The organism is Staphylococcus parequorum (genome assembly GCF_039237145.1).
Lineage (GTDB): Bacteria > Bacillota > Bacilli > Staphylococcales > Staphylococcaceae > Staphylococcus > Staphylococcus equorum_A.
In genome coordinates this window covers 2,520,607-2,545,481 of record NZ_CP150682.1, presented here as the reverse complement: position 1 = coordinate 2,545,481, position 24,875 = coordinate 2,520,607, and the positions used below count along the sequence as shown (strand labels likewise).

At 32.7% G+C, this 24,875-nt stretch carries 23 protein-coding genes; 11 read left to right on the top strand and 12 right to left on the bottom strand.

Annotation, left to right across the window (positions count from 1 at the left end):
- Window positions 1-211: 211 nt before the first annotated feature.
- The 5 genes from AAA453_RS12535 to AAA453_RS12515 all read right to left on the bottom strand — a co-directional run bounded on the left by AAA453_RS12535 (window position 212) and on the right by AAA453_RS12515 (window position 6,317).
- On the bottom strand, window positions 212-1,171 hold the full coding sequence (locus tag AAA453_RS12535; RefSeq protein WP_069833316.1) for a diacylglycerol/lipid kinase family protein: 960 nt from the start codon (window positions 1,169-1,171) through the stop codon (window positions 212-214).
- A 171-nt stretch (window positions 1,172-1,342) separates the two neighbouring features.
- Window positions 1,343-2,851 carry a peptide MFS transporter gene (locus AAA453_RS12530; RefSeq protein WP_427705272.1) on the bottom strand — a complete coding sequence of 503 codons (1,509 nt, stop codon included), beginning with the start codon at window positions 2,849-2,851 and terminating at the stop codon, window positions 1,343-1,345.
- A gap of 258 nt (window positions 2,852-3,109) precedes the next feature.
- On the bottom strand, window positions 3,110-4,624 hold the full coding sequence (locus tag AAA453_RS12525) for a peptide MFS transporter (RefSeq protein WP_427705270.1): 1,515 nt from the start codon (window positions 4,622-4,624) through the stop codon (window positions 3,110-3,112).
- A gap of 290 nt (window positions 4,625-4,914) precedes the next feature.
- The gene (gene queF / locus AAA453_RS12520) at window positions 4,915-5,415 is read right to left on the bottom strand and encodes a preQ(1) synthase (RefSeq protein WP_002508304.1); all 501 of its coding nucleotides are present in this window, start codon (window positions 5,413-5,415) and stop codon (window positions 4,915-4,917) included.
- Window positions 5,416-5,429: 14 nt separating this feature from the next.
- Window positions 5,430-6,317: a DMT family transporter gene (locus tag AAA453_RS12515; protein ID WP_069833320.1), complete on the bottom strand. Its 888-nt coding sequence runs from the start codon at window positions 6,315-6,317 to the stop codon at window positions 5,430-5,432.
- Between the two features lie 710 nt (window positions 6,318-7,027).
- On the opposite strand from AAA453_RS12515, the gene nrdI reads away from it, so the two are divergent.
- The 8 genes from nrdI (at window position 7,028) to AAA453_RS12475 (ending at window position 15,322) form a co-directional block, all read left to right on the top strand.
- A complete protein-coding gene (gene nrdI, locus AAA453_RS12510; protein WP_069817878.1) occupies window positions 7,028-7,426 on the top strand; it encodes a class Ib ribonucleoside-diphosphate reductase assembly flavoprotein NrdI in 399 nt (132 codons plus the stop codon).
- Window positions 7,389-9,494 carry a class 1b ribonucleoside-diphosphate reductase subunit alpha gene (nrdE, locus tag AAA453_RS12505; protein WP_069833321.1) on the top strand — a complete coding sequence of 702 codons (2,106 nt, stop codon included), beginning with the start codon at window positions 7,389-7,391 and terminating at the stop codon, window positions 9,492-9,494. The genes nrdI and nrdE overlap by 38 nt, the downstream gene beginning before the upstream one ends.
- A gap of 115 nt (window positions 9,495-9,609) precedes the next feature.
- Entirely contained in the window at window positions 9,610-10,578 is a 969-nt protein-coding gene (gene nrdF / locus AAA453_RS12500; RefSeq protein WP_069817880.1) for a class 1b ribonucleoside-diphosphate reductase subunit beta, read from the top strand.
- 329 nt (window positions 10,579-10,907) lie between these two features.
- Window positions 10,908-11,876: an ABC transporter permease gene (locus AAA453_RS12495; protein ID WP_427705267.1), complete on the top strand. Its 969-nt coding sequence runs from the start codon at window positions 10,908-10,910 to the stop codon at window positions 11,874-11,876.
- Entirely contained in the window at window positions 11,866-12,825 is a 960-nt protein-coding gene (locus AAA453_RS12490) for an iron chelate uptake ABC transporter family permease subunit (protein WP_427705265.1), read from the top strand. The genes AAA453_RS12495 and AAA453_RS12490 overlap by 11 nt, the downstream gene beginning before the upstream one ends.
- On the top strand, window positions 12,822-13,622 hold the full coding sequence (locus AAA453_RS12485) for an ABC transporter ATP-binding protein (protein ID WP_427705262.1): 801 nt from the start codon (window positions 12,822-12,824) through the stop codon (window positions 13,620-13,622). The genes AAA453_RS12490 and AAA453_RS12485 overlap by 4 nt, the downstream gene beginning before the upstream one ends.
- A 105-nt stretch (window positions 13,623-13,727) precedes the next feature.
- Entirely contained in the window at window positions 13,728-14,774 is a 1,047-nt protein-coding gene (locus AAA453_RS12480) for a ferrated catecholamine ABC transporter substrate-binding lipoprotein SstD (RefSeq protein ID WP_427705260.1), read from the top strand.
- A gap of 224 nt (window positions 14,775-14,998) precedes the next feature.
- Entirely contained in the window at window positions 14,999-15,322 is a 324-nt protein-coding gene (locus AAA453_RS12475) for a PH domain-containing protein (RefSeq protein ID WP_427705257.1), read from the top strand.
- Between the two features lie 183 nt (window positions 15,323-15,505).
- Here AAA453_RS12475 and AAA453_RS12470 read toward each other — a convergent pair whose 3' ends face one another.
- From AAA453_RS12470 to AAA453_RS12460, 3 genes are all read right to left on the bottom strand, one after another.
- Window positions 15,506-15,820: a CHY zinc finger protein gene (locus AAA453_RS12470; protein WP_069817886.1), complete on the bottom strand. Its 315-nt coding sequence runs from the start codon at window positions 15,818-15,820 to the stop codon at window positions 15,506-15,508.
- Between the two features lie 11 nt (window positions 15,821-15,831).
- On the bottom strand, window positions 15,832-16,785 hold the full coding sequence (murB, locus tag AAA453_RS12465; protein WP_069817887.1) for a UDP-N-acetylmuramate dehydrogenase: 954 nt from the start codon (window positions 16,783-16,785) through the stop codon (window positions 15,832-15,834).
- Window positions 16,786-16,902: 117 nt separating this feature from the next.
- Complete coding sequence (locus AAA453_RS12460) at window positions 16,903-17,439, bottom strand: GrpB family protein (protein ID WP_427705255.1); 537 nt, start codon at window positions 17,437-17,439, stop codon at window positions 16,903-16,905.
- A gap of 127 nt (window positions 17,440-17,566) precedes the next feature.
- On the opposite strand from AAA453_RS12460, the gene AAA453_RS12455 reads away from it, so the two are divergent.
- From AAA453_RS12455 to AAA453_RS12445, 3 genes are all read left to right on the top strand, one after another.
- Entirely contained in the window at window positions 17,567-18,460 is an 894-nt protein-coding gene (locus AAA453_RS12455) for an EMYY motif lipoprotein (protein WP_069817889.1), read from the top strand.
- Window positions 18,461-18,612: 152 nt separating this feature from the next.
- Window positions 18,613-18,933 (top strand): bacillithiol system redox-active protein YtxJ, encoded by a 321-nt coding sequence (gene ytxJ, locus AAA453_RS12450; protein WP_069817890.1) that lies wholly within the window; start codon window positions 18,613-18,615, stop codon window positions 18,931-18,933.
- Window positions 18,934-19,295: 362 nt separating this feature from the next.
- Window positions 19,296-20,414 carry a glycerate kinase gene (locus tag AAA453_RS12445; RefSeq protein WP_069833328.1) on the top strand — a complete coding sequence of 373 codons (1,119 nt, stop codon included), beginning with the start codon at window positions 19,296-19,298 and terminating at the stop codon, window positions 20,412-20,414.
- Window positions 20,415-20,579: 165 nt separating this feature from the next.
- Here AAA453_RS12445 and pepT read toward each other — a convergent pair whose 3' ends face one another.
- The 4 genes from pepT to gdpS form a co-directional block, all read right to left on the bottom strand.
- Window positions 20,580-21,812: a peptidase T gene (gene pepT, locus AAA453_RS12440; RefSeq protein WP_069833329.1), complete on the bottom strand. Its 1,233-nt coding sequence runs from the start codon at window positions 21,810-21,812 to the stop codon at window positions 20,580-20,582.
- A 12-nt stretch (window positions 21,813-21,824) separates the two neighbouring features.
- A complete protein-coding gene (locus tag AAA453_RS12435) occupies window positions 21,825-22,325 on the bottom strand; it encodes a threonine/serine exporter family protein (protein ID WP_002508286.1) in 501 nt (166 codons plus the stop codon).
- Between the two features lie 15 nt (window positions 22,326-22,340).
- Window positions 22,341-23,102: a threonine/serine exporter family protein gene (locus tag AAA453_RS12430; RefSeq protein WP_069817893.1), complete on the bottom strand. Its 762-nt coding sequence runs from the start codon at window positions 23,100-23,102 to the stop codon at window positions 22,341-22,343.
- A gap of 399 nt (window positions 23,103-23,501) precedes the next feature.
- Window positions 23,502-24,572, bottom strand: coding sequence for a GGDEF domain-containing protein GdpS (gdpS, locus tag AAA453_RS12425; protein ID WP_069833330.1), 1,071 nt, complete (start codon window positions 24,570-24,572; stop codon window positions 23,502-23,504).
- Window positions 24,573-24,875: the final 303 nt, after the last annotated feature.

The following is a 24,875-nucleotide window of genomic DNA, read 5'->3' as shown; positions in this document are numbered from 1 at the left end:
TTTCAAGTGTTTGAGATATGAGTTTGAGATACAAATATATAGCAACAATACGCTTGTTTAAAAAGAAGGGAGTGGGGCAGAAATATCCCATTCTCAAATTAAAAGCATCAATCTATTATAAACTAATAGATTGATGCTTTTCTATTTAAAATATAACGATTTTTGGAACTACGTGATTGTTTATAATTTAAATCATCGTGTTAAAGCTTAATTACTCTGATTCAGTATCGTTCACTTGTTTATGTTCTGGAAGTGTCAGTATTTGAATAGCATTTGGCACAACTTCGATTTGAAGCGGCGTTTTTAAGTCAACTTCACCATCAATGTCAACTTTCATCTGTGGGTCCGTAGCGATGGTGATTTTCTTCGCTAATACATGTTTAATACCATCCGTCATATTATTCCAATTCATGCTGTCACGTTGTTTAAACACATCGTTTAAGACACTTGTTCTTTCTTCTGTGAAGATAAACGTATTTAAATAACCATCATTAGGAGATAAGTCGGTTAAAGGTATACGACTACCACCTATGAAGGGTCCATTCGCTACTACAAGCATTGTGGTATTACCTTCAATTTCCTTCTCATCGACAGTTAGTTTATAGTCAAAGTGTTCTGGGTTAAGTAAAGTTTTTACTGTAGAACCAACGTAACTTAATTTACCAAAGACATCTTTGTTACCTTCTTGTACGTTCTCGGCATTTTGTACAATAAGCCCCATGCCTACAAAGTTTAAAGCATATTCATCATTTACTTTCATAACATCATAAGATCTTAGTTCTGCTTCCTTAAGTTGTTCACTTGCTACTTTATGACGTGGGTGTAAATTTAATGTTTTTACAAAATCATTAAAAGTCCCGCCAGGTATAATACCGATTGGAATATCTAACTGACTTTGCATCATGCCATTAACGAGTTCATTTACCGTACCGTCCCCACCTAAAATAAAGATAATATCTACATCATCACTATAACTTTGTTCTTTTATTTTTTTACAATAAGTAATAATGTCTCCTTCATTTTCACTTAATTGGATAGAGAGATGCTTACAAAATGTTGTAAGTGATGAGGCAACGTCTCCGAGACCTCTATAAATATCTTTTATACCTGAGTGTTCATGGTAAAATAATACGCCGTGTTTAAATTTTGATTGAGTCAATTTATTCACCATATTTCTTAGAATTTTGATTTACTTATTAAGTTTACCCGATTTTCAAAAAAAATAAATAAAAAAGAGAACGGGAGAGAAATCAAAATTTGAAATTTGATTTCGTATTCCCGCTCTCATAGGGCTGACTAGATATGAGACAGCTACTGTGCATGCTTTTATATCATTAAACTATTATTTAATACCACGCATACCCTTGACGATTTTTGGTACAAAGGCAAGGATGATTAGGCTGACTACAATTGCAATTACTCCTAGGAATAGGAAATAATTTTTATAGCCAAGTGGTTCGATAAGTTTGACTAAAGTACCGTTAATGGCTTGAGCACAGGCGTTTGTTAGTAACCATAAACTCATCATTTGCGTGTTGAAGGCTTTAGGTGCAAGTTTTACTGCTGCACTATTACCAGTAGGTGATAAACATAATTCACCAATAACGCAAATAACATATGACAAGATAATCCAGTTTACACTTATCATTGCACCACCCGATGAAATGCCAATTAAGCCAATCATTATGTAAGAAGCACCTGCTAAAAATGCACCTAAGACAAATTTCGTAGCTAAACTTGGCTGACGTCTTGCCATTTTAGCCCAGATAATTGAAATTACTGGTGCAAGTAATACGATGAATAGAGGGTTAATAGATTGGAACCAAGTTGGTCCAAAATCTGTTGTCCATCCAAATAGATTTAATGACATATCACTACTTTCAAGCGCGAAAATGTTTAGCACATTTGCACCTTGTTCTTGAATTGACCAGAAAACTACACCTAAAATAAATAGGGGAATAAAGGCAATGACACGTGAACGTTCATCGGATGTAACTTCTTTACTGCGAATCATAATTGTAAAGTAAATGATAGGTAACGCAACCCCAAGTATCAATACAGTAGTACTTACAATGTTAAATGAAAGTGTTCCAGTTAATCCAGTGATGATTAATACCGCTGCAATAACTACGGCTGCAGCTGCAAATATTAGACCGTATTTCTTTTTCTCACTTTGATTTAAAGGATTCGTAGGTTTCGTTCCTACATCGCCAATATTTTTCTTATTGAAGATCATATACCAAATTAAACCTAATGCCATACCTACTGCAGCTATTAAAAAGCCAGCATGGAAATCGCCCGATTTAACGAATTGATCTAATATTAATGGTGAAAGTAGTCCACCTAAATTTACAGACATATAGAAAATAACGAATCCAGCATCCATACGTGTATCATTTTCAGGATATAGTCTACCTACAATATTAGAAATACTTGGTTTCATTAAACCTGAACCCACGATAATAAAGAACATGGATATGAATAAACCGACAATATCTAATGGTAAACTTAAGAATACATGACCAATGATGATTAGTACGCCACCGTAAAATGTGGCTGAACGCGTACCAGTGATTCTATCAGATATCCAACCTCCAAGTACTGAAGTCATATAGATTAAAGCACCATAAACAGCCATGACTGACTGTGCAGTACCCTTGTCCATACCGAGGCCGCCGTCTTTGATCGCGAAATACATATAAAAGATAAGTAACGCGCGCATCCCGTAATAACTAAACCTCTCCCAAAATTCAACGAAAAATAAAACCCCTAGACCTTTAGGATGTCCAAAAAATCCTTTTTGTGGAATGGATTGGATGGCTTGGTCTTGGGTTTTGTCCTGATTTTGCATAAAAAATTCCCGTCCTTTCTTGCTCCCAATAAAAAAATGTATAAAATAGATTTTACTCCTAATAAAACTAAATTTCAATAATATTCTCACAATAACAATATTCGGAAAATTCAGTTATTTTTTGCAAGTTATTTTATTTGATTTTAATTTTAAAGCATTAACATTTAGTAAAATTAGTCTTTGTTGATAATGTACACAAAAAAGTAGTGGCACAATGAAGTGACACTACTTTTTTAAATCGTATTTAGTTTTGATTGTTTAGTAAACGCCTTTCATAGCACGTCTTACTTTTGGTGAAATCATAAGTAATAGAATACCAATGATTACAGCGATAAGACCTGAGTACATAAAGTAGTCACTTTGATTGATCTTTGTATAGACAACAACAAGTTGAGCGTTAAGCCCTTGTGCAGTTGCATTACTTAGCATCCATAGGCTCATCATACGTGCAGTGAACGTTATTGGTGCTAATTTAGTAGTTGTAGATAAACCTACTGGTGAGATACAAAGTTCACCAATCGTAATCAATAAGAAACTTAGTACAAGCCATAATGGATTGATTAACGCGTTGCCTGTAGCTAATGGAATAATCATAATTAAATAGGAGAAGCCCGCGATAATCGTGCCGATAGCAAATTTATGTACGGTAGGCGGGTTGTACTTTCCTAATTTCATCCAAAGTGTTGCAAAAATTGGTGCTAAGAGCACAATGAAAATTGGATTTAATGACTGCGCCCATGCTGCAGGTATTGAAAAATCAATTAAGCCGTTTGTTAATTCAGACATTTCTAATTGTGTTTTTTTATCTGCAAATGTTGCAAGTATCGTTGAACCTTGTTCTTGAATCATCCAGAAAGCCACGGAAGTGATATATAAAGGTACGTAACTATAAACACGTGAACGTTCATCTTTTGTTATATTTTTACTTAATATCATATTAAGGAATATGTATACCGGTAATACAATACCTAACAATGTAATTAAGAAACTAAAGTTACCTAATGTTAGAGCATTGTTTAAATGTAAGATCCATAAATATATTAAGAATAAAACGATAACGCCAACAGTAATAAGTACGAATTTTTTGATTTCTGGTCTTGTTAACGGTATTGGCACATTGCGACCAGCTAAACCTAAATTCTTTTTACGTTTGAGTGCAAAAACGATTAGACCAAAAAACATTCCAATTGCTGCTGCTAAAAAACCAGCGTGGAAACCAATTCTAGTTTGCAATTGCCCAGTAATTAAAGGTGAAAGCAAAGCCCCTAAATTAATTCCCATGTAAAATAACGTAAATGCTGCATCACGTCTTGGATCATTGCGTTCGTATAATTCACCAACGGTAGTAGAGATATTTGGTTTTAATAACCCTGTACCTGCGATAATTAGAAGTAAAGCTATCATTGCTGCTGTTAAATTACCCGGAATGGATAAAAGGATATGTCCAAACATGATGAGGAACCCACCATAGAAGACGGCATCTTGCGTTCCAGTAATCCGATCTGCAATCCACCCGCCGATAAGACCAGACATATAAATTAAAGTTCCGTAAATAGCAACAATTTGCATAGCAACTGCTTGGCTAAGCCCGAAGCCACCGTCAGCAACACTATAATATAGATAGAAAATTAATATGGCTTTCATACCATAATAACTGAATCTCTCCCAAAACTCAGTCAAGAATAGTGTGCTTAGTCCTTTTGGATGTCCGAAGAAACCTTTGTTTGGAATACTTTTCATGATTTCTTCGTGACTATGATTTACTTTTTTCATAATTTCCCTCCCCTTAAATGGTTGGATTTATTCTATACTGTTTTCATAAAAAAAACAAGTGTGTCCCTGAATTATTCAAATGTAAGTAAATTTTACACTATACATTTAAAAAGTATGGAAATAGGGTGAGAATATCATATTAAAATTTAGTGATTTATACCCGTGAAAGCATATAAAAAACCATCGACTAAATCATGTGATTTAGTCGATGGTTTAATGATGTAGATATATATTGATGTCCCAAAAATTCAATCATTGTAGGTGAGGTGAAGATAAAGAATCGTATTTTATTATCTATTATCTATTTTCTCTGGATAAAGGTCATGATTCATTAAACGATGTTCTGCCATTTTTTCATATTTAGAATCAGGACGGCCATAGTTTGTATATGGATCTATTGAAATACCACCACGCGGCGTGAATTTGCCCCAAACTTCAATATAATGTGGGTCCATTAGATCAATCAGATCATTCATTATAATGTTCATACAGTCTTCATGGAAGTCGCCATGGTTTCTAAAACTAAATAAATAAAGCTTTAACGATTTAGATTCTACCATTTTAATATTAGGAATATAAGAAATATAAATCGTTGCGAAATCAGGTTGGCCAGTAATAGGGCATAATGATGTGAATTCTGGACAATTGAATTTCACAAAATAATCACGACCTGGGTGTTTGTTATCAAATGATTCTAAAACATCAGGTCTATAATCAAAATCATATTTATTGTTTTGATTACCTAATAATGTAATATCTTCTAATTCTTCTTTATTGCGTCCTTCAGTCATTGCATATCGCTCCTTTAGCGTTTAGGTTTTTGTTCTTCCTTTTGAATTGTAAGTGGTTGTCGACGTGCTTTTTCAAACATATAGTAACTGGCACCTATAATAATGATATAGCCTAAGATAGCAAATGAATCTGGTGTTTCACCAAATAAGATAAAGCCAAACGCTGCAGTAAATATAATAGATGCATACGTAAATATTGAAATATCTTTAGCTGGCGCGTAACTATAGGCCAGTGTTATACCAATTTGTCCTGCAGCAGCAGCTAATCCTGCACCGATTAAATAAACAACTTGCATCATAGTCATGGGTTCAAATGTAAACACTGTAAAAGGTATCAATACTATTATGGAAAAGAATGAAAAATAAAAGACAATTGTATAAGGTGCTTCACGTGTACTTAATGCTCTGACACACGTATAAGCACTTGCTGCAAAAATACCAGAGAATAATCCGCCCAAAGCAGGAATCATAGTGGAGGAGAATTCGGGTTTAACAACAAATAACATACCAAAAATGGCCACAATCATAGCTACAAATTGGTAATTACGTACTTTTTCATTTAAGAAGATAATACTTAGTAGTATCGTCCAAAATGGATTAAGCTTCATTAATGTATCTGCATCACTTAAAAGCATATGATCGATAGCGTAGATATTAAGCAACACACCAATCAAACCTAATGTAGAACGAGAAATCAATAAAGGTTGGCTACTTAATTTACCAAATAAGGGTTGTTTATATTTTAAAATAAAATATAGCGGTATAAACATTGCTACTAAATTTCGAGCAAGAGACTTTTGAAATACAGGCAAGTCACCGGCTAATCGGAAGAACACAGTCATAAAACTAAAGCCAACTGCTGAAACTAAGATAGCAATGATACCTTTAACTTTAGGATTCACATGTATCGCCTCAATTTTTAATTTTTAACGTATTCATATTAGCATATATGCTCTGAAGATGTATATATAGTTGAAAATTGAAGGGAAATATATTAAGATGTAAACACGAACAAATGTTCTGTTTATTAAGGGGATTTTTTTACTTATAAGAATGAAATATATGGTGCTTATACATTGTGTTTTGTACAATGTATAAAATGATTTTGTTTAAAAGACGACACATCAAGCGTTGTAAGATTTTTATGAAAAGCAAATAATCAAACCTTAAAATCACAAAAAAATATTTTTTAATTAGTGAACATCACTTTAAGGTTGAATTGGTGCCATTTCTATTGATTATTCAACATTTTGTCATAAATAAAAGCCTTTTAATAATCTTCTGAGTTATGTATAATGAAACACATAATATAGTATTGATGACCAAGACAAAACACAATATATAGTGTTTTAGTACGTGGTCAATTTATTTATAATAAATCAAAATTTATGTAAAATCACACTTTTTTAGGCACTTAAATATGACAAATTAAGCATTAATACTTAATTATTGAGTTTTTACATAACTACATATAGATATTGAAATTACTATATATTGTGGTTAGTTCGAGAAACTAAATTATTTTGATTTTTCAAAGTGCCTTTAAGCATTTAAATACAATACATGATTTTATCATAATAAGATAAATATATTTTAGAAAGTAGGTGATCCGATGAAGGTTGTATATTTTTCATTTTCTGGCAATGTGCGTAGATTCATAAAGCGAACTGAACTTACCAATGTAATGGAAATTACACAAAATAATTGTTCTGAAAGAATGGAAGAGCCTTTCATATTGGTCACTGGAACAATAGGGTTTGGCGAAGTACCGCCACCTGTTCAGTCATTTTTAGATATTAATCACGACTTATTACAAGCTGTTGCAGCTAGCGGAAACCGAAACTGGGGTCAAAATTTTGCAAAAGCTGGACGATCTATTTCGGAACGATATCATGTTCCATTATTAATGAAATTTGAATTACATGGCACAACGAACGATATAAGCGAATTTAAAGATAAGGTGGGACATTTCAATGAAGATTATGGACGAGAAGAAATACAATCATATTGAATTAAATAACGAAGTTACCAAACGTAAAGAGAATGGCTTTTTTGATTTGGAAAAAGACCAAGAAGCATTAACAGTCTATCTAGAAGAGATACAGGATAAGACGATTTATTTTGATACTGAACTTGAACGTCTTCACTATCTCGTTGATAATGATTTCTATTTTGATGTATTTGCAAAATATTCAGTAGAAGATCTAGAAGAAATTACTGAATATGCTAAAAGCATTCCATTTAGTTTTGCGAGTTACATGTCCGCAAGTAAATTTTACAAAGATTATGCATTGAAAACGAATGACAAAAGTCAATATTTAGAAGACTACAAGCAGCACGTAGCAATCGTTGCATTATATTTAGCAAATGGACACAAAGCCACAGCTAAACAGTTTATTTCTGCAATGGTTGAACAGCGTTATCAACCTGCAACACCAACATTTTTAAACGCTGGACGTGCGCGTCGTGGAGAACTTGTATCTTGTTTCTTACTTGAGGCAGACGATAGTTTAAACTCTATCAACTTTATAGATTCTACAGCCAAACAATTAAGTAAAATTGGTGGCGGTGTTGCGATTAACTTGTCTAAATTACGTGCGCGTGGTGAAGCAATCAAAGGTATCAAGGGTGTAGCAAAAGGTGTATTACCTGTTGCAAAATCACTAGAAGGTGGCTTTAGTTACGCAGACCAATTAGGTCAACGCCCAGGTGCTGGCGCAGTATATTTAAATATCTTCCACTATGACGTTGAAGAGTTTTTAGATACGAAAAAAGTAAACGCTGATGAAGATTTGCGTTTATCTACAATATCAACAGGTTTAATTGTGCCGTCTAAATTCTTTGATTTAGCAAAAGAAGGTAAAGATTTTCATATGTTTGCACCACATACAATTTATAAAGAGTATGGTGTGACATTAGATGATATTGATCTTGATGCATACTACGATGAACTTGTCGCAAATCCAAATATTGATAAAAAGAAAAAAGATGCACGTGACATGTTAAATACAATTGCTCAGACACAATTACAATCTGGTTATCCTTATTTAATGTTTAAAGATAACGCTAATAAAGTTCATGCAAACTCAAATATCGGCCAAATTAAAATGAGTAACTTATGTACTGAAATTTTCCAATTACAAGAAACTTCAATCATTAATGATTATGGTACAGAAGATGAAATTAACCGTGACATCTCTTGTAACTTAGGTTCATTAAATATTGTTAACGTAATGGAATCAGGTAAATTCAAGAATTCAGTACACACTGGTATGGATGCATTAACTGTTGTAAGTGATGAAGCTGATATTCAAAACGCGCCAGGTGTAAGAAAAGCAAATAGTGAACTACATTCAGTTGGTTTGGGTGTAATGAACTTACATGGTTATTTAGCGAAAAATAAAATTGGCTATGAGTCTGAAGAAGCAAAAGACTTTGCGAACATCTTCTTTATGATGATGAATTATTATTCTATTGAACGTTCAATGGAAATTGCTAAAGAGAGACAAGAAACATACAAAGACTTTGATAAATCAGATTATGCCAATGGTAAATACTTTGAATTCTATACTTCACAAACATTCGAAGCGAAATTTGAAAAAGTACGCAAATTATTTGATGGTTTAGAGATACCATCTCCAGAAGATTGGAAAGCATTGCAAAAAGAAGTTGAAGCAAATGGTTTATTCCATGCATATCGTTTAGCGATTGCGCCAACACAAAGTATTTCTTATGTACAAAATGCGACAAGCTCTGTTATGCCAATCGTCGACCAAATTGAACGTCGTACTTATGGTAATGCTGAAACATTTTATCCTATGCCTTTCTTATCACCAGAAACAATGTGGTACTATAAATCAGCATTTAATACAGATCAAATGAAATTAATCGATTTAATCTCAACGATTCAAACACACGTGGACCAAGGTATTTCTACAATCCTTTATGTTAATTCAGAAATATCTACACGTGAATTGTCTCGACTATATGTTTATGCACATCACAAAGGATTAAAATCGTTATATTATACTAGAAATAAACTGTTAAGCGTTGAAGAATGTACAAGTTGTTCGATATAGGATTTTAAGTAACGGATAAGCAAAGTGGTTTTTACAAGCAGCCTAGTCTTTTATATAGATTAGGCTGTAAATCACTGCTTAATTAAATTTTTACTGGATAGGGGAATTTATCTAAATGAAAGCAGTCAATTGGAATACGCAAGAAGACATGACAAATATGTTTTGGCGACAAAATATTTCACAAATGTGGGTAGAAACAGAATTTAAAGTATCAAAAGACATTGCAAGTTGGAAGACTTTATCTGACGCAGAAAAGAACGCCTTCAAAAAAGCTTTAGCAGGTTTAACAGGATTGGATACACATCAAGCAGATGACGGTATGCCACTCATCATGTTACACACAACGGATTTACGTAAAAAAGCAGTCTACTCATTTATGGGTATGATGGAACAAGTCCATGCTAAAAGTTATTCACATATCTTTACAACGTTACTACCTTCCAGTGAAACGAACTATTTATTAGATAAATGGGTTTTAGAAGAACCGCATTTAAAATATAAATCAGATAAAATTGTAAATAATTACCACAAACTTTGGGGCAAAGATGCGTCTGTATATGATCAATATATGGCACGTGTATCAAGTGTATTTTTAGAAACATTCTTATTCTATTCTGGTTTCTATTATCCACTTTACCTTGCAGGACAAGGAAGAATGACAACGTCAGGTGAGATTATACGTAAAATCTTATTAGATGAATCTATCCACGGTGTATTTACAGGTATGGATGCACAAAGTATGCGTAATGAACTGTCAGAAAGTGAAAAACAACAAGCAGATCAAGATATGTATAAGTTATTAGATGACTTGTATAAAAACGAAGTAGCGTACACACATTCACTATACGATGAAGTAGGTATAGCAGAAGATGTACTAAATTATGTTAGATATAATGGTAATAAAGCATTAGCTAACTTAGGCTTTGATTCATACTTTGAAGAAAAAGAATTTAACCCAATTATTGAAAATGCATTAGATACTTCAACGAAAAATCATGACTTTTTCTCAGTTAAAGGCGATGGTTATACATTAGCGTTGAATGTTGAAGCATTAAAAGATGAAGACTTTATATTTGAAGATTAAAAACAATTTGTTGCAGTTATGTAATTTGATTGAGTCTGTTTGAGACTGTATCAATTACATGATGCTACAAGATAATACTAGGAACAATGCTTCCTATTTTAAGTGCTGCTAGATTTTCCGAAGGGATAATCTAGTGGCTTTTTATTTGTTGAAAGTAATTTTAAGGGTTATTTTTCAATTAATTTACGAATACTTTCACTAAAATGGCCTATTGCTATTGAATTTACCGCCAAAAATGTTAAAATTTTAATATAACTATTGATAATGATTATCAAAACCAATAGTGTTTATGAATTCATTGTACATCGAAAGGATTAGGTTACCTCATTATGAAATTCTTACTTAATGGTATTGTCCTATTTATCATTTTATTATTATTAACTATCCTTTCTCTATTTATTGGCGTTAGTAATGTTTCAATTACAGACATATTCCACTTATCTAAAGAGCAAATAAACATTATTGTATCTAGTAGGATACCGAGAACGGTAAGTATATTAATTTCTGGAAGCACGTTGGCACTTGCAGGATTAATTATGCAACAAATGATGCAAAATAAATTTGTAAGTCCAACAACTGCAGGAACGATGGAGTGGGCTAAGTTAGGTATTTTAATATCGCTAATACTATTTCCAGAAGCGAATATCATTATTAAATTAGTATTTGCAGTCACGCTAAGCATTGGTGGCACCTTCCTGTTTGTGAAATTAGTACAATTTATTCGATTTACTGATGTCATTTTTATCCCACTCTTAGGGATTATGCTCGGTGGTATCGTTTCTAGTTTCGCTACATTTATTGCCTTAAGAACGAATGCGGTGCAAAGTATCGGAAACTGGATGAATGGGAATTTTGCCATTATTACAAGCGGGAGATATGAAATATTATACTTAAGCATTCCTTTATTAGTACTTACATATATATTTGCGAATCAATTTACGATTGCTGGAATGGGGAAAGATTTTAGTAATAATCTAGGTGTTAATTATGAAAAAATAATTAACGTCGGTTTATTTATTACTGCAGCAATTACTGCTTTAGTAGTTGTAACAGTTGGAACACTTCCTTTTTTAGGTTTAATTGTTCCAAATATCGTTTCTATATTCAGAGGAGATCATTTAAAAAACGCATTGCCACATACAGCAATGCTAGGTGCTATTTTTGTAATGTTTTCAGATATAATCGGCAGAATTGTTGTGTATCCATATGAAATCAATATCGGATTAACAATTGGTGTTTTTGGCACTATTATTTTTATAATCTTGCTGATGAAAGGACGACATAACTATGCAAATTAGCGCTAAAACAAAACTATCCATTTTATTTGCAGTAACAGTGGTAGCTGCAGGTCTTTACCTTGTGATAGGTATTGATTTTGATATTTTCCAATATCAATTTTCTAGCCGATTAAGAAAACTGATACTGATGATATTAGTCGGAGCCGCAATCGCAGCTTCAGTAGTGATATTCCAAGCGATTACAAGTAACCGGTTACTAACACCTTCAATTATGGGGCTTGACTCTGTATACATGTTTGTGAAGGTTCTAATCGTGTTTGCATTTGGTGTGCAGTCTGTATTTGTGACTAACTTGTATCTAAGCTTTGCAATTTCATTAATCGTGATGATTGTATTTTCATTACTTTTATTCCAAGGTATCTTCAGAATTGGCGATGTTTCTGTTTATTTCATCCTACTCGTAGGGGTTATACTCGGTACCTTTTTCAGAAGTATTACTGGATTTTTAGAATTAATTATAAATCCAGAAGATTTCTTGGCTGTACAAAGCTCGATGTTTGCAAACTTTGACGCATCTAATACTAAATTAGTCACACTGTGTGGTGTCATATTAGTTATTCTCATATTGATTACGATGCGGGCCATACCATATTTAGATGTACTTTTATTAGGAAAAGATCAGGCGATCAATTTAGGTATATCTTATAAAACGTTAACGAGATTATTACTCATACTCGTTTCAGTGCTTGTATCTATTTCGACAGCACTCGTTGGTCCAATTACATTTTTAGGATTATTAACTGTTAACTTAGCACATGAATTGATGAAGACATATGAACATAAATACATATTACCAGCAACGATTTTAATGAGTTGGTTAAGTCTATTCATAGCACAAGGTGTAGTAGAGAATTTATTCCAAGCAACGACGCAAGTAAGTATAATTATTGATTTAGTAGGTGGAAGTTACTTCATTTACTTATTAATAAAAAGGAGACATGCGAATTGATACGTGTACAAGGGCTTAATAAAAATATTCAAGATAAAGAAATTTTAAAAGATATTAATGTTGATATAAATAAAGGACGTCTAACTTCTATGATTGGACCAAATGGCGCTGGAAAAAGTACATTGTTAGCCGCAATTACACGCCTAATGGACTTTGAAGATGGTTCTATAGAAATCGAAGGTAAAGCAATTAGTGATTATAAAAGTAATGAATTAGCTAAAAAATTATCGATTCTCAAACAATCTAATCATACAGAGCTCAATATTACAGTAGAGCAATTAGTCAATTTTGGACGATTTCCATACTCTAAAGGTCATCTCAAACAAGAAGATAAAGAACAAGTTGAATATGCGTTGGAATTACTACATCTTAAAGAGATTAGAAATCGCTATATAAAAACATTATCTGGTGGGCAACGTCAACGTGCATATGTAGCCATGACAATTGCGCAAAATACAGATTATATCTTATTAGATGAACCATTGAACAATCTTGATATGAAACATTCAGTTCAAATTATGCAAACATTACGACAACTTGCAAAAGATTTAAATAAAACTGTAATCGTTGTGATTCATGATATTAACTTCGCTTCATGTTATTCAGACGATATTATCGCGTTAAAAGACGGTGAAGTTGTCAAAGCAAGTACAAAAGATGAGGTTATTCAAACAGATACATTAAAAGCTTTATATGACATGGATGTAAGAATTGAAGAAATCCGCGGTCAACGCATTTGTGTGTATTTCGATGAGCTCACAGCAACTCAAGATTTAGAGCTCGCATACTCAATGTAATTCCATTCGTAACATTTGAAGGGAGTGATGCAACTGTAACGTGGTTATACTTTTTAAGGGCATAAAAGGAATACATCATTAGGAAAATCAGGAGGCGTAAGAAACATGAAAAAATTATCTTTATTATTAGTTGTAGGTTTAATGTTTTTATTAGTAGCATGTAGTAATGGTGGATCAGAGGATAAAAAATCATCTGATGCAAAATCAGAAAGTGAAGGTTCAAATAAAACTGTAAAAGTTGAAAATAATTATAAGGCTAGTGGGGAAAAACGTGATGGCAGTGATGCTAAAACGGTTAAAGAAACAGTAGAAGTGCCTACAAACCCTGAAAAAGCAGTTGTTTTTGATTATGGTACATTAGATACATTGAAAGAATTAGGACTTGAAGATAAAGTTAAAGCACTCCCTAAAGGTGAAGGTGCTAAGTCACTACCTGATTTCTTAAGCGATTTTAAAGATGAAAAATACTTAAACACAGGAAGCCTAAAAGAAGTTAATTTCGATAAAGTTGCAGAAGCTAAACCAGATGTAATTTATATTTCTGGGCGTACAGCAAATCAAAAAAATCTAGATGAATTCAAAAAAGCAGCACCAGATGCAAAAGTTGTATATGTTGGCGCTGACGACAAAGACCAAGTGAATTCAATGAAGAAAAATACTGAAACATTAGGTAAAATTTACCAAAAAGAAGACGAAGCAAAATCACTTACTAAAAAATTAGATGATAAAATTGCTGGCATCAAAGAAAAAACAAAAGACTTAAAAGATGAAAAAGCATTATTCTTATTAGTTAACGAAGGTGAATTATCAACATACGGTGCTGGAGAACGATTCGGTGCAATGATTTTTGATACAATGGGCTTCACAGCTGCAGATGAAAATATTAAGAGTAGTAAACACGGTCAAAACGTAACGAATGAGTATATAGCAGAAAAAAATCCTAATATCATCTTTGCTATGGACCGTGGACAAGCAATTGCTGGTAAGTCAACAGCTGAACAAGCTTTAGGTAACGACGTTATCAAAAATGTAGATGCTATAAAAGAAGACAAAGTTTATGAGTTAGATCCAAAACTTTGGTACTTCGCAAGTGGTTCTACAACTACATCAATTAAACAAATTGAAGAAGTAGAAAAAGCACTTAAAAAATAATATTTAAAAAGGATAATCGTGGGGGATACAATTCCTTTCAGAAAGTCGACAAAGCCTTATGGCTTTGTCGACTTTTTATGTTTCAAGAAGATAGTTTGGGGTGGCTTGGAACTTTAGTCCCAACATGTTCTTTGTTATGTTAAAGATAGATTGAGCAAGTAAGTAAAAATTCATTTTTAAAACTTCTATAATGAAATGAAATAAAGCAAAGGGGAGTGAAGTACATGATTTTAGATAATGTAAATCCAAGTGATTTATTTCCAACGGAGAAAAAGGGGCCAAGTGTATTAGGAACAATAGAATATTCAGTCCAAGGTTCTTCAGAATTTGAAGGTGCTTTTATTGCAACCAACGAACGTATTATTTTAAATGTTGATATGAATGGGGAGTTTTATTACAGAAGTATTGCTTATAAAGAAGTAGAACAAATTAGTTACGATTGTGAAAAAATAAATTTTACTTTTAATATTGGACCAATGCCCATGAAGCAAATACAAAAAGGTGATGCAAAAGCCTTTGTACAATTTGTAGAAGAACAAATAAAATAGTATGAGAATTTTAAAATAAAGTACATAGTGCCAAGCTGCAAAGCTATTTCATATTCGTTTGCCCAGGCAAGCAAATACTTGAAAATCGGTACAAGTCTATTTTTAATATAAAAAAGGTACGCATCCATTAGATTAACGGATGCGTACCTTCTTCAATGCTTTATTAAGCATAAGCCATGAAGTTTATATAGAAAAATAAAGATGGTAATGATATTTACAACGATTATTAAAGTGGCCATCGCACTTAGGACAGGCTTCAATCATCATATATTCATTGATTGTCATTTCATGTCTACATACACCACATAAAATTGCTTTTTCATTAAATTCACTAGAATCCCATCTTTTTATTGCATGTGATTCATGTTCATTATGACATTTATAGCATGGATAGTATTTACCGCAACATTTAAATTTAATTGCGATGATGTCTAATGGTGTTGGATAATGCGTGCAACGTGCTTCATTGTCTACAGTAGAACCATATATGTTAATCATAATCAATTCTCCTAATTATCGTTTGGATGTTCGCCAATAATTCTAACTTCTCGATGTAGCTCAACATCAAATTGCTCTTTTACTACTTTTTGAACATAGTGGATTAGATCTTCATAGTCTGTTGCGCTTCCGTTATCAACATTTACCATAAAACCAGCATGCTTCTTAGACACTTCGACGCCACCAATACGATGACCTTGTAATTCAGCATCTTGAATCAATTTACCGGCAAAGTGGCCCGGAGGACGCTGGAATACACTACCACATGATGGATATTCTAAAGGTTGCTTGGATTCTCTTCTTTCCGTTAAATCATCCATTTTTTCTTGGATAGCTTGTTTGTCACCAGGCATTAAAGTGAATGCTGCTTCAAGAACGACTAAATGTTCTTTTTGAACGATACTATTGCGATAATCTAACTCTAAATCTTTATTCGTTAATGTGATGAGTTCACCTTTATCATTTACACACAGTGCATAGTCTATACAATCTTTGACTTCGCCGCCATATGCACCAGCATTCATAAAAACAGCGCCACCGATTGATCCTGGAATACCACAAGCAAACTCTAAGCCAGTTAGCGCATAGTCTCTAGCAGTACGAGATACATCGATAATCGCTGCACCACTACCAGAAATAATAGCATCATCTGAAACGTCTATATAATCTAGTGAGAGTAAGCTAATTACAATACCTCTAATACCACCTTCACGAATGATAATATTCGATCCATTGCCTAAATAAGTGACTGGAATATCATTTGTATATGCATAGTGAACGATAGATTGGACGTGTTCATTTTGGGTAGGTGATAAATAGTAGTCAGCCTGACCACCAGTTTCAGTATATGTATAACGTTTTAATGGTTCGTCTATTTTAATAATTTCTTTTGGAACAATTGCTTCTAATTCTTTTAAGATGTCATCTTTATGCAAGTCTAGAACATCCTTTCCTGTTGAATTCATTTTGTTTATTATACCAATGATTACCCGTCTTTGCTAAATAGTATAGCAATTTATTAAAGGTTTTATAGTTTTATTCAAATTTTATGCTTTTGATTAAATTTTATAAGTCATCATAGATCATTTTAATAATGACTTATGGTCTTTTTGTTTTGTTAATTGTTGAAATAACATTTGTTTGTGATTTTCGTAATCACGAATTGTCACGTTATGACTTGCTAAGCACTGTTTTTTATTACTAAAATGCTTAGCAATCACGCTGTTTGAAGCTAGAATCTCATCCATTTCTAAATAATCAGTATAGAGTGGTGTGTCTTTTTGAATAATATGTAGTCGTGTCGTTTGTTTTAACTCAATAAGATTATTAAATTGAGCCATGATTACTTTTTTCTTATATGGATGGTGTAATCGATAAAAGCCTTCATAATTCAAACGTTTTTCGTCTAAAGAAGTCACGTCATGTAAATTATTTACCCCCACTAAAATATCTAATATAGGTTCAGTAGGGTACATGAAATGTCTTGTACCTCCGATGTGATGCGTTGATTTAACAGGTGTATCCAATAAATTGAATAAAACATTTCTGAGATGATTATATCGCTGTGTGAAATGCCCGTTATTATCTTCAGTTATAAATAATTGTATGCTTGAATACATATAGGTTGACCACTCCTTTAAATGTTATTATATAACTGTTAAACTGTAAATTCTGAAACAATATATCATATATCATTTTCAAGTTAAATAAGTTTCTGTATAATATGGAATGATAAGGAGTTCAGAAATGAAAAAAATACAATACATTGTTTTAGTAGTTTGTTTTTCTATTTCACTTTCTGCCTGTAACAATGAAGGAGAAAATGAATTTAAAGATTTTGACAGTTCGTTAAATGACGTGAAAAATAAAGAAACCGAACTAAGAGATGTTATGGATGACATGCAATTAAAAAGTCTAGATAATTTGAGTAAGACAGATATGACAGATAAAAATAAGAAAGCATTTAATGATTTGCAAAATGAATTAAACAGCAAATTGATTCCTAAACTAGAAGAATACGAAACAGCAGCAAAAAATTTACCAACGGATTCAAATGAAACAAAAGAACTTAAATCTACTTATTTAGATTCAGTAAAAAAGAAAAAATCAGCAATCAATGAGTTGAAAACATTTGTTGATTTGTGTAATCAATCGATTAAAGCAAATGAAGATATCTTAGAATACACAAAACTATTTGAGAAAAATAGATCACAAGTTGAAGACAATATACAAAAAGCTAGTACTGTTGGTAATAGTACAGATGTTACTAATTTTAAAAATAAGTTAGAACAAAACAATAAAGACTTAAAAAACACTGCAGAAGCAGAGGCTGATTCTACAGATTCAAATGAAATAAAAAAATCTATTAAAGAACAAATTATGCCATTAATTACTAAGCAAATTAGAGACTTGAATAAAGCTGAAATAACAGATGGCTATGTGAATGACGCTCGAAAAAATGCTATTGAGATGTATTATAGCTTGCAAAATTATTATGAAACAAGAGAAGAAACTATTGAAATTAGTGATCAATTAGCGAAAATAGATCACAATAATTTACCTCAAAAAGGTGAAGAACTAGAACAGTACGAAGCTACTTTTAATAAGCAATATCAACAAGCGAATGATAACTATAATTAATAAATTTATAAGTTAAGTTATAAGAATTTGAATAAACTGTTAACAATAAAAAGAGAATTGTGTATAATTGGAAACAATGATATGAGAATATCGTGGAACTTTCACACTTGGTGAGACTTAGGGTGTGTTAAATATTTTTAGAGGTGAATAGAATGGCTATAAAGCTGAGTTCGATTGACCAGTTTAAGCAAATTATTAAAGAAAACAAATATGCATTTGTATTGAAACATAGTGAAACATGTCCGATTTCAGCAAATGCAATGGACCAATTCAACAAATTTTTATATGAAAGAGATATGGATGGTTACTACTTAATCGTACAACAAGAGAGAGATTTATCTAATTATATAGAAGAACAAACAGAAGTGAAACACGAATCGCCACAAGCATTTTATTTTGTTGAGGGACAAGCAATTTGGAATGCAAGTCATGATAAAATTAATGTCGCTTCTTTAGCAAACGCTGAAGAATAAAAACAAATTTAATTACATTTAGAAACGCTTGTTAATCTTTTATCAACACCAAGAGATTAGCAAGCGTTTCTTTTAATGTGAAAAAATTCCTAATGGCATGTATAATAAATAATTGAATGAGAAATATAGATTACGATTTGATAGTGAGCGAATTTATAGAGCTAAACTTTATAGTTTATAGCGTTAATTATGAGTTAGAACGCTGAATTTCAAAGTAAGCGTGTTTTAAATGCTCACATAGGGATATAAGTCTACGTGTATACTATAATAAATAAGTCTACAGAGGGAAGATGATTTTCTTTGAGTTGTGTATAATCATCATACAATAACAATTATTAACAAAAAAATTTGAGGTGACAAATATGAAAGTTTTAGTAGCGATGGATGAATTTAATGGTATTATATCTAGCTATCAGGCCAATCGTTATGTAGAAGAAGCGGTAGCGAGCCAAATAGAAAAAGCAGATATTGTTCAAGTGCCATTATTTAATGGGCGTCATGAACTTATGGATTCTGTCTTTTTATGGCAGTCAGGTACGAAATATAAAGTGCCAGCACATGATGCAGATATGAATGAGGTAGAAGCGGTTTATGGCATTACTGATAACCATATGACGATTATTGAAGGCAACTTGTTTTTAAAAGGGGACAAGCCAATCATTGAGCGCACAAGTTATGGTTTAGGTGAAATTATGTTAGATGCATTAGATAATGATGCAGAACATATTATTATGTCTTTAGGTGGTATAGGTAGCTTTGACGGTGGTGCAGGCATGTTACAAGCACTTGGGGCTAAGTTTTATGATGATGAAGCACAAGAAGTGGATTTACGTCAAGGTAGTAAGATGTTGAAATATATACGTAAAATTGATATTTCTGACATTCATCCACAATTGAAAAATGTACGTTTTCAATTAATGTCTGATTTTGATAGTAAACTATATGGGAAAAATAGTGAAATTATGCAAACATATGAACTCTATGGAATGACACGTCAAGATGCTGCTGAAATAGACAATTTACTGTGGTATTTAAGTGAAATTTTCAAAAGTGAGTTAAAACTGACAATGGGTCCTGTTCAAAGAGGTGGCGCAGGCGGTGGTATTGCTGCAGCCTTAAATGTACTTTATGATGCCGAAATTATGACAAGCCATGAACTTGTGGATCAAATTACACATTTAGATAATTTGATACAACAAGCGGATTTAATTATATTCGGTGAAGGTGTAAATGAAGCAGACCAAATTTTAGAAACAACAACAGTGCGTCTTGCAGAGTTAGCAACGAAGCATAATAAACCATCTATTGCCATATGTGCGACAGATGACAAATTTGATTTGTTTGAATCAATGGGTGTCACTGCTACATTTAATACGTTTATAGAAATGCCGGAAAGTTTTACAGATTTCAAGATGGGTATTCAAATTAGACACTATACCGTACAAGCAATTAAATTATTGAAAACACAATTTGAAGTGTAAGTAGATAGGTCGTGAAAATTTTGAACGTAAGGTAAATAAATGACCGCAAGTTCACACTTAATGATTATAAATATATGAGAAATAGAAAAAGCGTAGATTCCTCAAAGTGAGGGTCTACGCTTTTTTATTGAGTTTGGATTTATAAATCCAATTTACAAACTTAATTTACTTTGTATAAGTGTTTACGACTTCTTGTGCGATGCCGACAATGACATCTACAGCTTTTTCCATAACATCAATGGATGCATATTCAAAAGGTCCATGGAAATTAGCACAACCTGTAAAGATATTAGGGGTTGGTAGGCCCATATATGAAAGTTGAGACCCGTCCGTTCCACCACGTATAGGTGCTGTATTAGCAGGGATTTCTAACTTTTCAAATACACGTTTTGGTATATCAATTACATGTGGGTTTGGTTCGATTTTTTCCCCCATATTGTAGTATTGATCATTGATTTCTATTTCTATTGGTGCATCAGTATAATGCGTATTAATGTCATTTTTAATCTCAACAAGACGTTTCTTGCGTAATTCAAAATGATTTCTATCATGATCACGAATAATATAGTGTAATGTCGTTTTTTCAACATCACCGTTCATTTTCATTAAATGATAGAAACCTTCGTAATCTTCTGTTCTTTCAGGCACTTCATTTTGTGGTAATAATGAGTTGAATTGTTGCCCCAAGAGAATAGCGTTAATCATTGCATTTTTAGCAGAACCAGGATGTACATTGACACCGTGACACGTAACGATTGCTTCTGCAGCATTGAAGCTTTCATATTGTAATTCGCCAAATTCACTGCCATCCATAGTGTAGGCAAAATCAGCATTAAAACGCTCAACATCAAAGGCATGAGGGCCTTTACCAATTTCTTCATCTGGCGTAAAAGCAATACGAATAGGTCCATGTTTGACTTCTGGATGTTCCGTTAAATATTTAATTGCTTCCATGATTTCAACGACACCAGCTTTGTCATCAGCACCTAATAGTGACGTGCCATCTGTGACCATTAACGTATGACCTTCTACGTATTTCATAGCAGGAAATACATCTTGGCTCAATATACGACTTGTTTCACCTAATTTGATTGGTTGGCCATCATAATTTTCTATGATTTGTGGATTTACATTTGATGCATTGAAATCAGGCGAAGTATCAACATGTGCCAAAAAGCCAACAGTAGGTAAAGCTTCGTCAACATTACTTTCTAATGTTGCGAATAAATAACCTTGTTCATCAATGTCAGTTTCTAAACCTAAATCCGTTAACTCGTCATTTAACAAATTTAGTAAATCCCATTGCTTCTCAGTGGAAGGCGTGGTATTAGACTCTGGATCAGATTGTGTATCTATTGTTACATATCTTGTTAATCTATCAATTATATCAGTTTTCAAAAAAAACACCCCTTAAGCTCTATTGTTCATATTGTAAGATTTTTTATATGTTTTACCATTCATTCTACCATAATGTTGTTTAATCCGTGTATTGAGATGATAGATGATTTCTGCACATAGAATACCAAAAGCAATCGCGCCTGAAATCAAAGTGACTTCAAGAAATGTATTTGTAGCGAGTGTATATTGATTACTAACTAAATAACGTGTCGCTTCATATGCTAAACCACCTGGTACTAATGGGATAATCCCTGGAACAATAAAGATAATAACAGGTCGTTTGTAACGTCTACTCATTACGTGACTCATAATTGCTAAAATAAAGCTTCCTAAAAATGAAGCCATTACTTTACCGAAATCTAAGTCCACAGTAAGTTTGAAGATGATCCAGCCCATTGCGCCAACGAAACCACAAGCTAAAAGGAGGCGACGTGGTGCATTAAAGATAATCGAAAAAAGCATTGTAGCTAAAAAGCTGACAATAAATTGTAAAACATAATATCCGATGAGCATATAAGCACTCCTTTTTTAAAATATTAATAAAACGATGGCAACGCCGGCACCAATTGCAAATGCTGTGAGAGCTGCTTCAACGCCACGAGACATACCGGCGATCAATTCTCCAGCCATTAGATCACGAATAGCATTCGTAATTAATATTCCTGGTACAAGAGGCATGACGCCAGCTATGGTTATAAAGTCTTGGTTTTCTGTCATACCTAATTTGGTGAATGTGGCGGCGACCGTTATAACAACTACAGCACTAAGAAATTCTGAAAAGAATTTAATTTGAATATAGCGTTGTACAAAATCAAAAGTTAAAAACGCACCAGCTCCAGCAATAATAGCGAAAAAGAAGTCGTTTATTCCGCCGCCAAACATGATGAGGAAGAATCCACATGCGATTGCTGCTGCGAAGAATTTAGTAATAGATGAAAATTGTAAGGATGCATGATGTAAATGTATGAGTTCTGACTTTGCCTCATCTATATCTAATTGATTGTTTGAAATTTTACGCGATAAACTATTGGTTAAGGCGATTTTTTCTAAATCAGTAGTTCTCTCACGAATGCGTACAAGTCGCGTGTTCGTACGATCATTAAGGGAGAAAATAATTGCTGTAGAAGTTACAAAGCTATATGTATCATCTAAGCCATAGTTGGCAGCGATTCGTGTCATTGTATCTTCCACACGATAGGTTTCAGCACCACTTTCTAGCAAAATTCTTCCCGCGATAAGTACGACATCAATCACTTTGTCTTCATCAATGATAGTGATTGTATCTGACATAGTTGGTCACCTCCTAGAATAATATTAGAACAATTGAAAGTTTACAGCGTACAACAGTAACTTTCAATAACAATTCATACTCTGTTATTAATTTTTAAACTCCCATTATATATTGTAACAAACATAATTTTGTAATTGTTGTTTTTAAGTTAAAAAATAAAATTGAAACATGCGCTTCAATCTAGATTTCAATTTTAACATATAGATTCTTTGAGTGTTGACTGTGTCTGGTTTTAGACGTAGTTATTTTTTGAAATGGAGAGGGGAGTTGCACAATTTGAAACGTGACTACAGAAAATGAGCATAAAAAGAAGAGAGCGGGAATATGAAAACAAAGTTAGAACTTTGCTTTTATACTTCCCACTCCCTGTTTAAGCAGTTTTAAATTTGAAGTGCTTTTTATAATTTAACAATTGGATTAAACATGACTTGATTACGGCCTTCATTTTTTGCCATGTGCAGCATGTCATCCGCAATTTTGAATACTTTACGCTGAGATTTGTAATCTTCTTGAGTTAAGTAACCTACACCAATAGATACAGATAACTTGATAACTTCTTTATTCGGTAAATGGAAAGTAGATTGTTCTACGCCTGCACGAATATTTTCACTGAGTTTTACACATTGATCTAAAGTATAATCGTATAAGACAATTGAAAATTCTTCGCCTCCATTCCGATAAATACTAAATTGTTGAGGCACATAATTTTTTAATAGTTGTGCGACTTGTCTAAGTACGGCATCGCCAGATTTATGTGAAAATTTATCATTTACATCTTTGAAACCATCTATATCAATGAGTAATAACCCTAAGCTTTCATTGTTTTCTTCAGCGATACGCGTCGTTTCATTTAAATGTCTATCAAATTCTTTAACATTACCCAAGCCAGTTAAATAGTCCAGTTTATCTTCATTTTCATAACGATTAACTAATGAGAAAAAATGCCAAATATCAACAAATGTGATAGAAGAAGTAATCGTTAAAATAAAGGATAGTGGTATTAAGAACAACACCTCTGTTAATTCATAATAAGGGCTGATAAGTGATAAGATAAGCAAAATAACTAATGTAATTGCATTAAGGATTTGTAATGAAACAATGTCGCTTTGTTTTAAAAATGGTCCAACTGCGCCGACCACGATGGCTATAACAATGAGAATCGTAGCAATAATAATTGTGAAGTCACCAATTAGTACATTGACTACAGATACTATAATCGCGGCTAGAACGGTATATACCATATTTGTATATCTACCTAAGAATAAAATAGGCACGAATGATAAATAGAGTGCGTATTCATTGAATAGGGGCACTGGATAGGCGGATAGTAAAAGTGCTACTATCGTCATTAAAATAGTGACGTATTCTTTTGAAAACACCATGTTTTTATTTTCTGAATACTGTAGGCGATGGAATAAGTAAATTCCTGCCACAATAACAGAGATATTGTAGATAATAGCTTCAAACATTTAACGTTACACTCCTTTGAATAAACACTTAGTTATTGTAAGTGAAAACTTACATTTTGTCATCACTATATAAATAGAAATTTATAACATTCACTTAATATTCATGTTAAAATATTTGTCTGAGTGATTATATATAAATCACTTAGTTTATAATTAAAAATCAAAACAAATTCGTTTATAGGATGTTAATTATCTCATTACTATTTGTATAAGTAAAAGCGTATGAGGTATTATGGTATTAAGTGCATAAATATTTAGATATGGCGGATGTGCAATTTGTTAGAGTTGCATCAACATCACAGA

What these genes read in the sequence shown, in the direction of transcription:
- AAA453_RS12535 (WP_069833316.1), bottom strand. Translation starts at nt 1,171, where the DNA reads ATGGTGAATAAATTGACTCAATCAAAATTTAAACACGGCGTATTATTT.
- AAA453_RS12530 (WP_427705272.1), bottom strand. Translation starts at nt 2,851, where the DNA reads ATGCAAAATCAGGACAAAACCCAAGACCAAGCCATCCAATCCATTCCA.
- AAA453_RS12525 (WP_427705270.1), bottom strand. Translation starts at nt 4,624, where the DNA reads ATGAAAAAAGTAAATCATAGTCACGAAGAAATCATGAAAAGTATTCCA.
- queF (WP_002508304.1), bottom strand. Translation starts at nt 5,415, where the DNA reads ATGACTGAAGGACGCAATAAAGAAGAATTAGAAGATATTACATTATTA.
- nrdI (WP_069817878.1), top strand. Translation starts at nt 7,028, where the DNA reads ATGAAGGTTGTATATTTTTCATTTTCTGGCAATGTGCGTAGATTCATA.
- nrdE (WP_069833321.1), top strand. Translation starts at nt 7,389, where the DNA reads ATGAAGATTATGGACGAGAAGAAATACAATCATATTGAATTAAATAAC.
- nrdF (WP_069817880.1), top strand. Translation starts at nt 9,610, where the DNA reads ATGAAAGCAGTCAATTGGAATACGCAAGAAGACATGACAAATATGTTT.
- AAA453_RS12495 (WP_427705267.1), top strand. Translation starts at nt 10,908, where the DNA reads ATGAAATTCTTACTTAATGGTATTGTCCTATTTATCATTTTATTATTA.
- AAA453_RS12490 (WP_427705265.1), top strand. Translation starts at nt 11,866, where the DNA reads ATGCAAATTAGCGCTAAAACAAAACTATCCATTTTATTTGCAGTAACA.
- AAA453_RS12480 (WP_427705260.1), top strand. Translation starts at nt 13,728, where the DNA reads ATGAAAAAATTATCTTTATTATTAGTTGTAGGTTTAATGTTTTTATTA.
- AAA453_RS12475 (WP_427705257.1), top strand. Translation starts at nt 14,999, where the DNA reads ATGATTTTAGATAATGTAAATCCAAGTGATTTATTTCCAACGGAGAAA.
- AAA453_RS12470 (WP_069817886.1), bottom strand. Translation starts at nt 15,820, where the DNA reads ATGATTAACATATATGGTTCTACTGTAGACAATGAAGCACGTTGCACG.
- murB (WP_069817887.1), bottom strand. Translation starts at nt 16,785, where the DNA reads ATGAATTCAACAGGAAAGGATGTTCTAGACTTGCATAAAGATGACATC.
- AAA453_RS12460 (WP_427705255.1), bottom strand. Translation starts at nt 17,439, where the DNA reads ATGTATTCAAGCATACAATTATTTATAACTGAAGATAATAACGGGCAT.
- AAA453_RS12455 (WP_069817889.1), top strand. Translation starts at nt 17,567, where the DNA reads ATGAAAAAAATACAATACATTGTTTTAGTAGTTTGTTTTTCTATTTCA.
- ytxJ (WP_069817890.1), top strand. Translation starts at nt 18,613, where the DNA reads ATGGCTATAAAGCTGAGTTCGATTGACCAGTTTAAGCAAATTATTAAA.
- AAA453_RS12445 (WP_069833328.1), top strand. Translation starts at nt 19,296, where the DNA reads ATGAAAGTTTTAGTAGCGATGGATGAATTTAATGGTATTATATCTAGC.
- AAA453_RS12435 (WP_002508286.1), bottom strand. Translation starts at nt 22,325, where the DNA reads ATGCTCATCGGATATTATGTTTTACAATTTATTGTCAGCTTTTTAGCT.
- AAA453_RS12430 (WP_069817893.1), bottom strand. Translation starts at nt 23,102, where the DNA reads ATGTCAGATACAATCACTATCATTGATGAAGACAAAGTGATTGATGTC.
- gdpS (WP_069833330.1), bottom strand. Translation starts at nt 24,572, where the DNA reads ATGTTTGAAGCTATTATCTACAATATCTCTGTTATTGTGGCAGGAATT.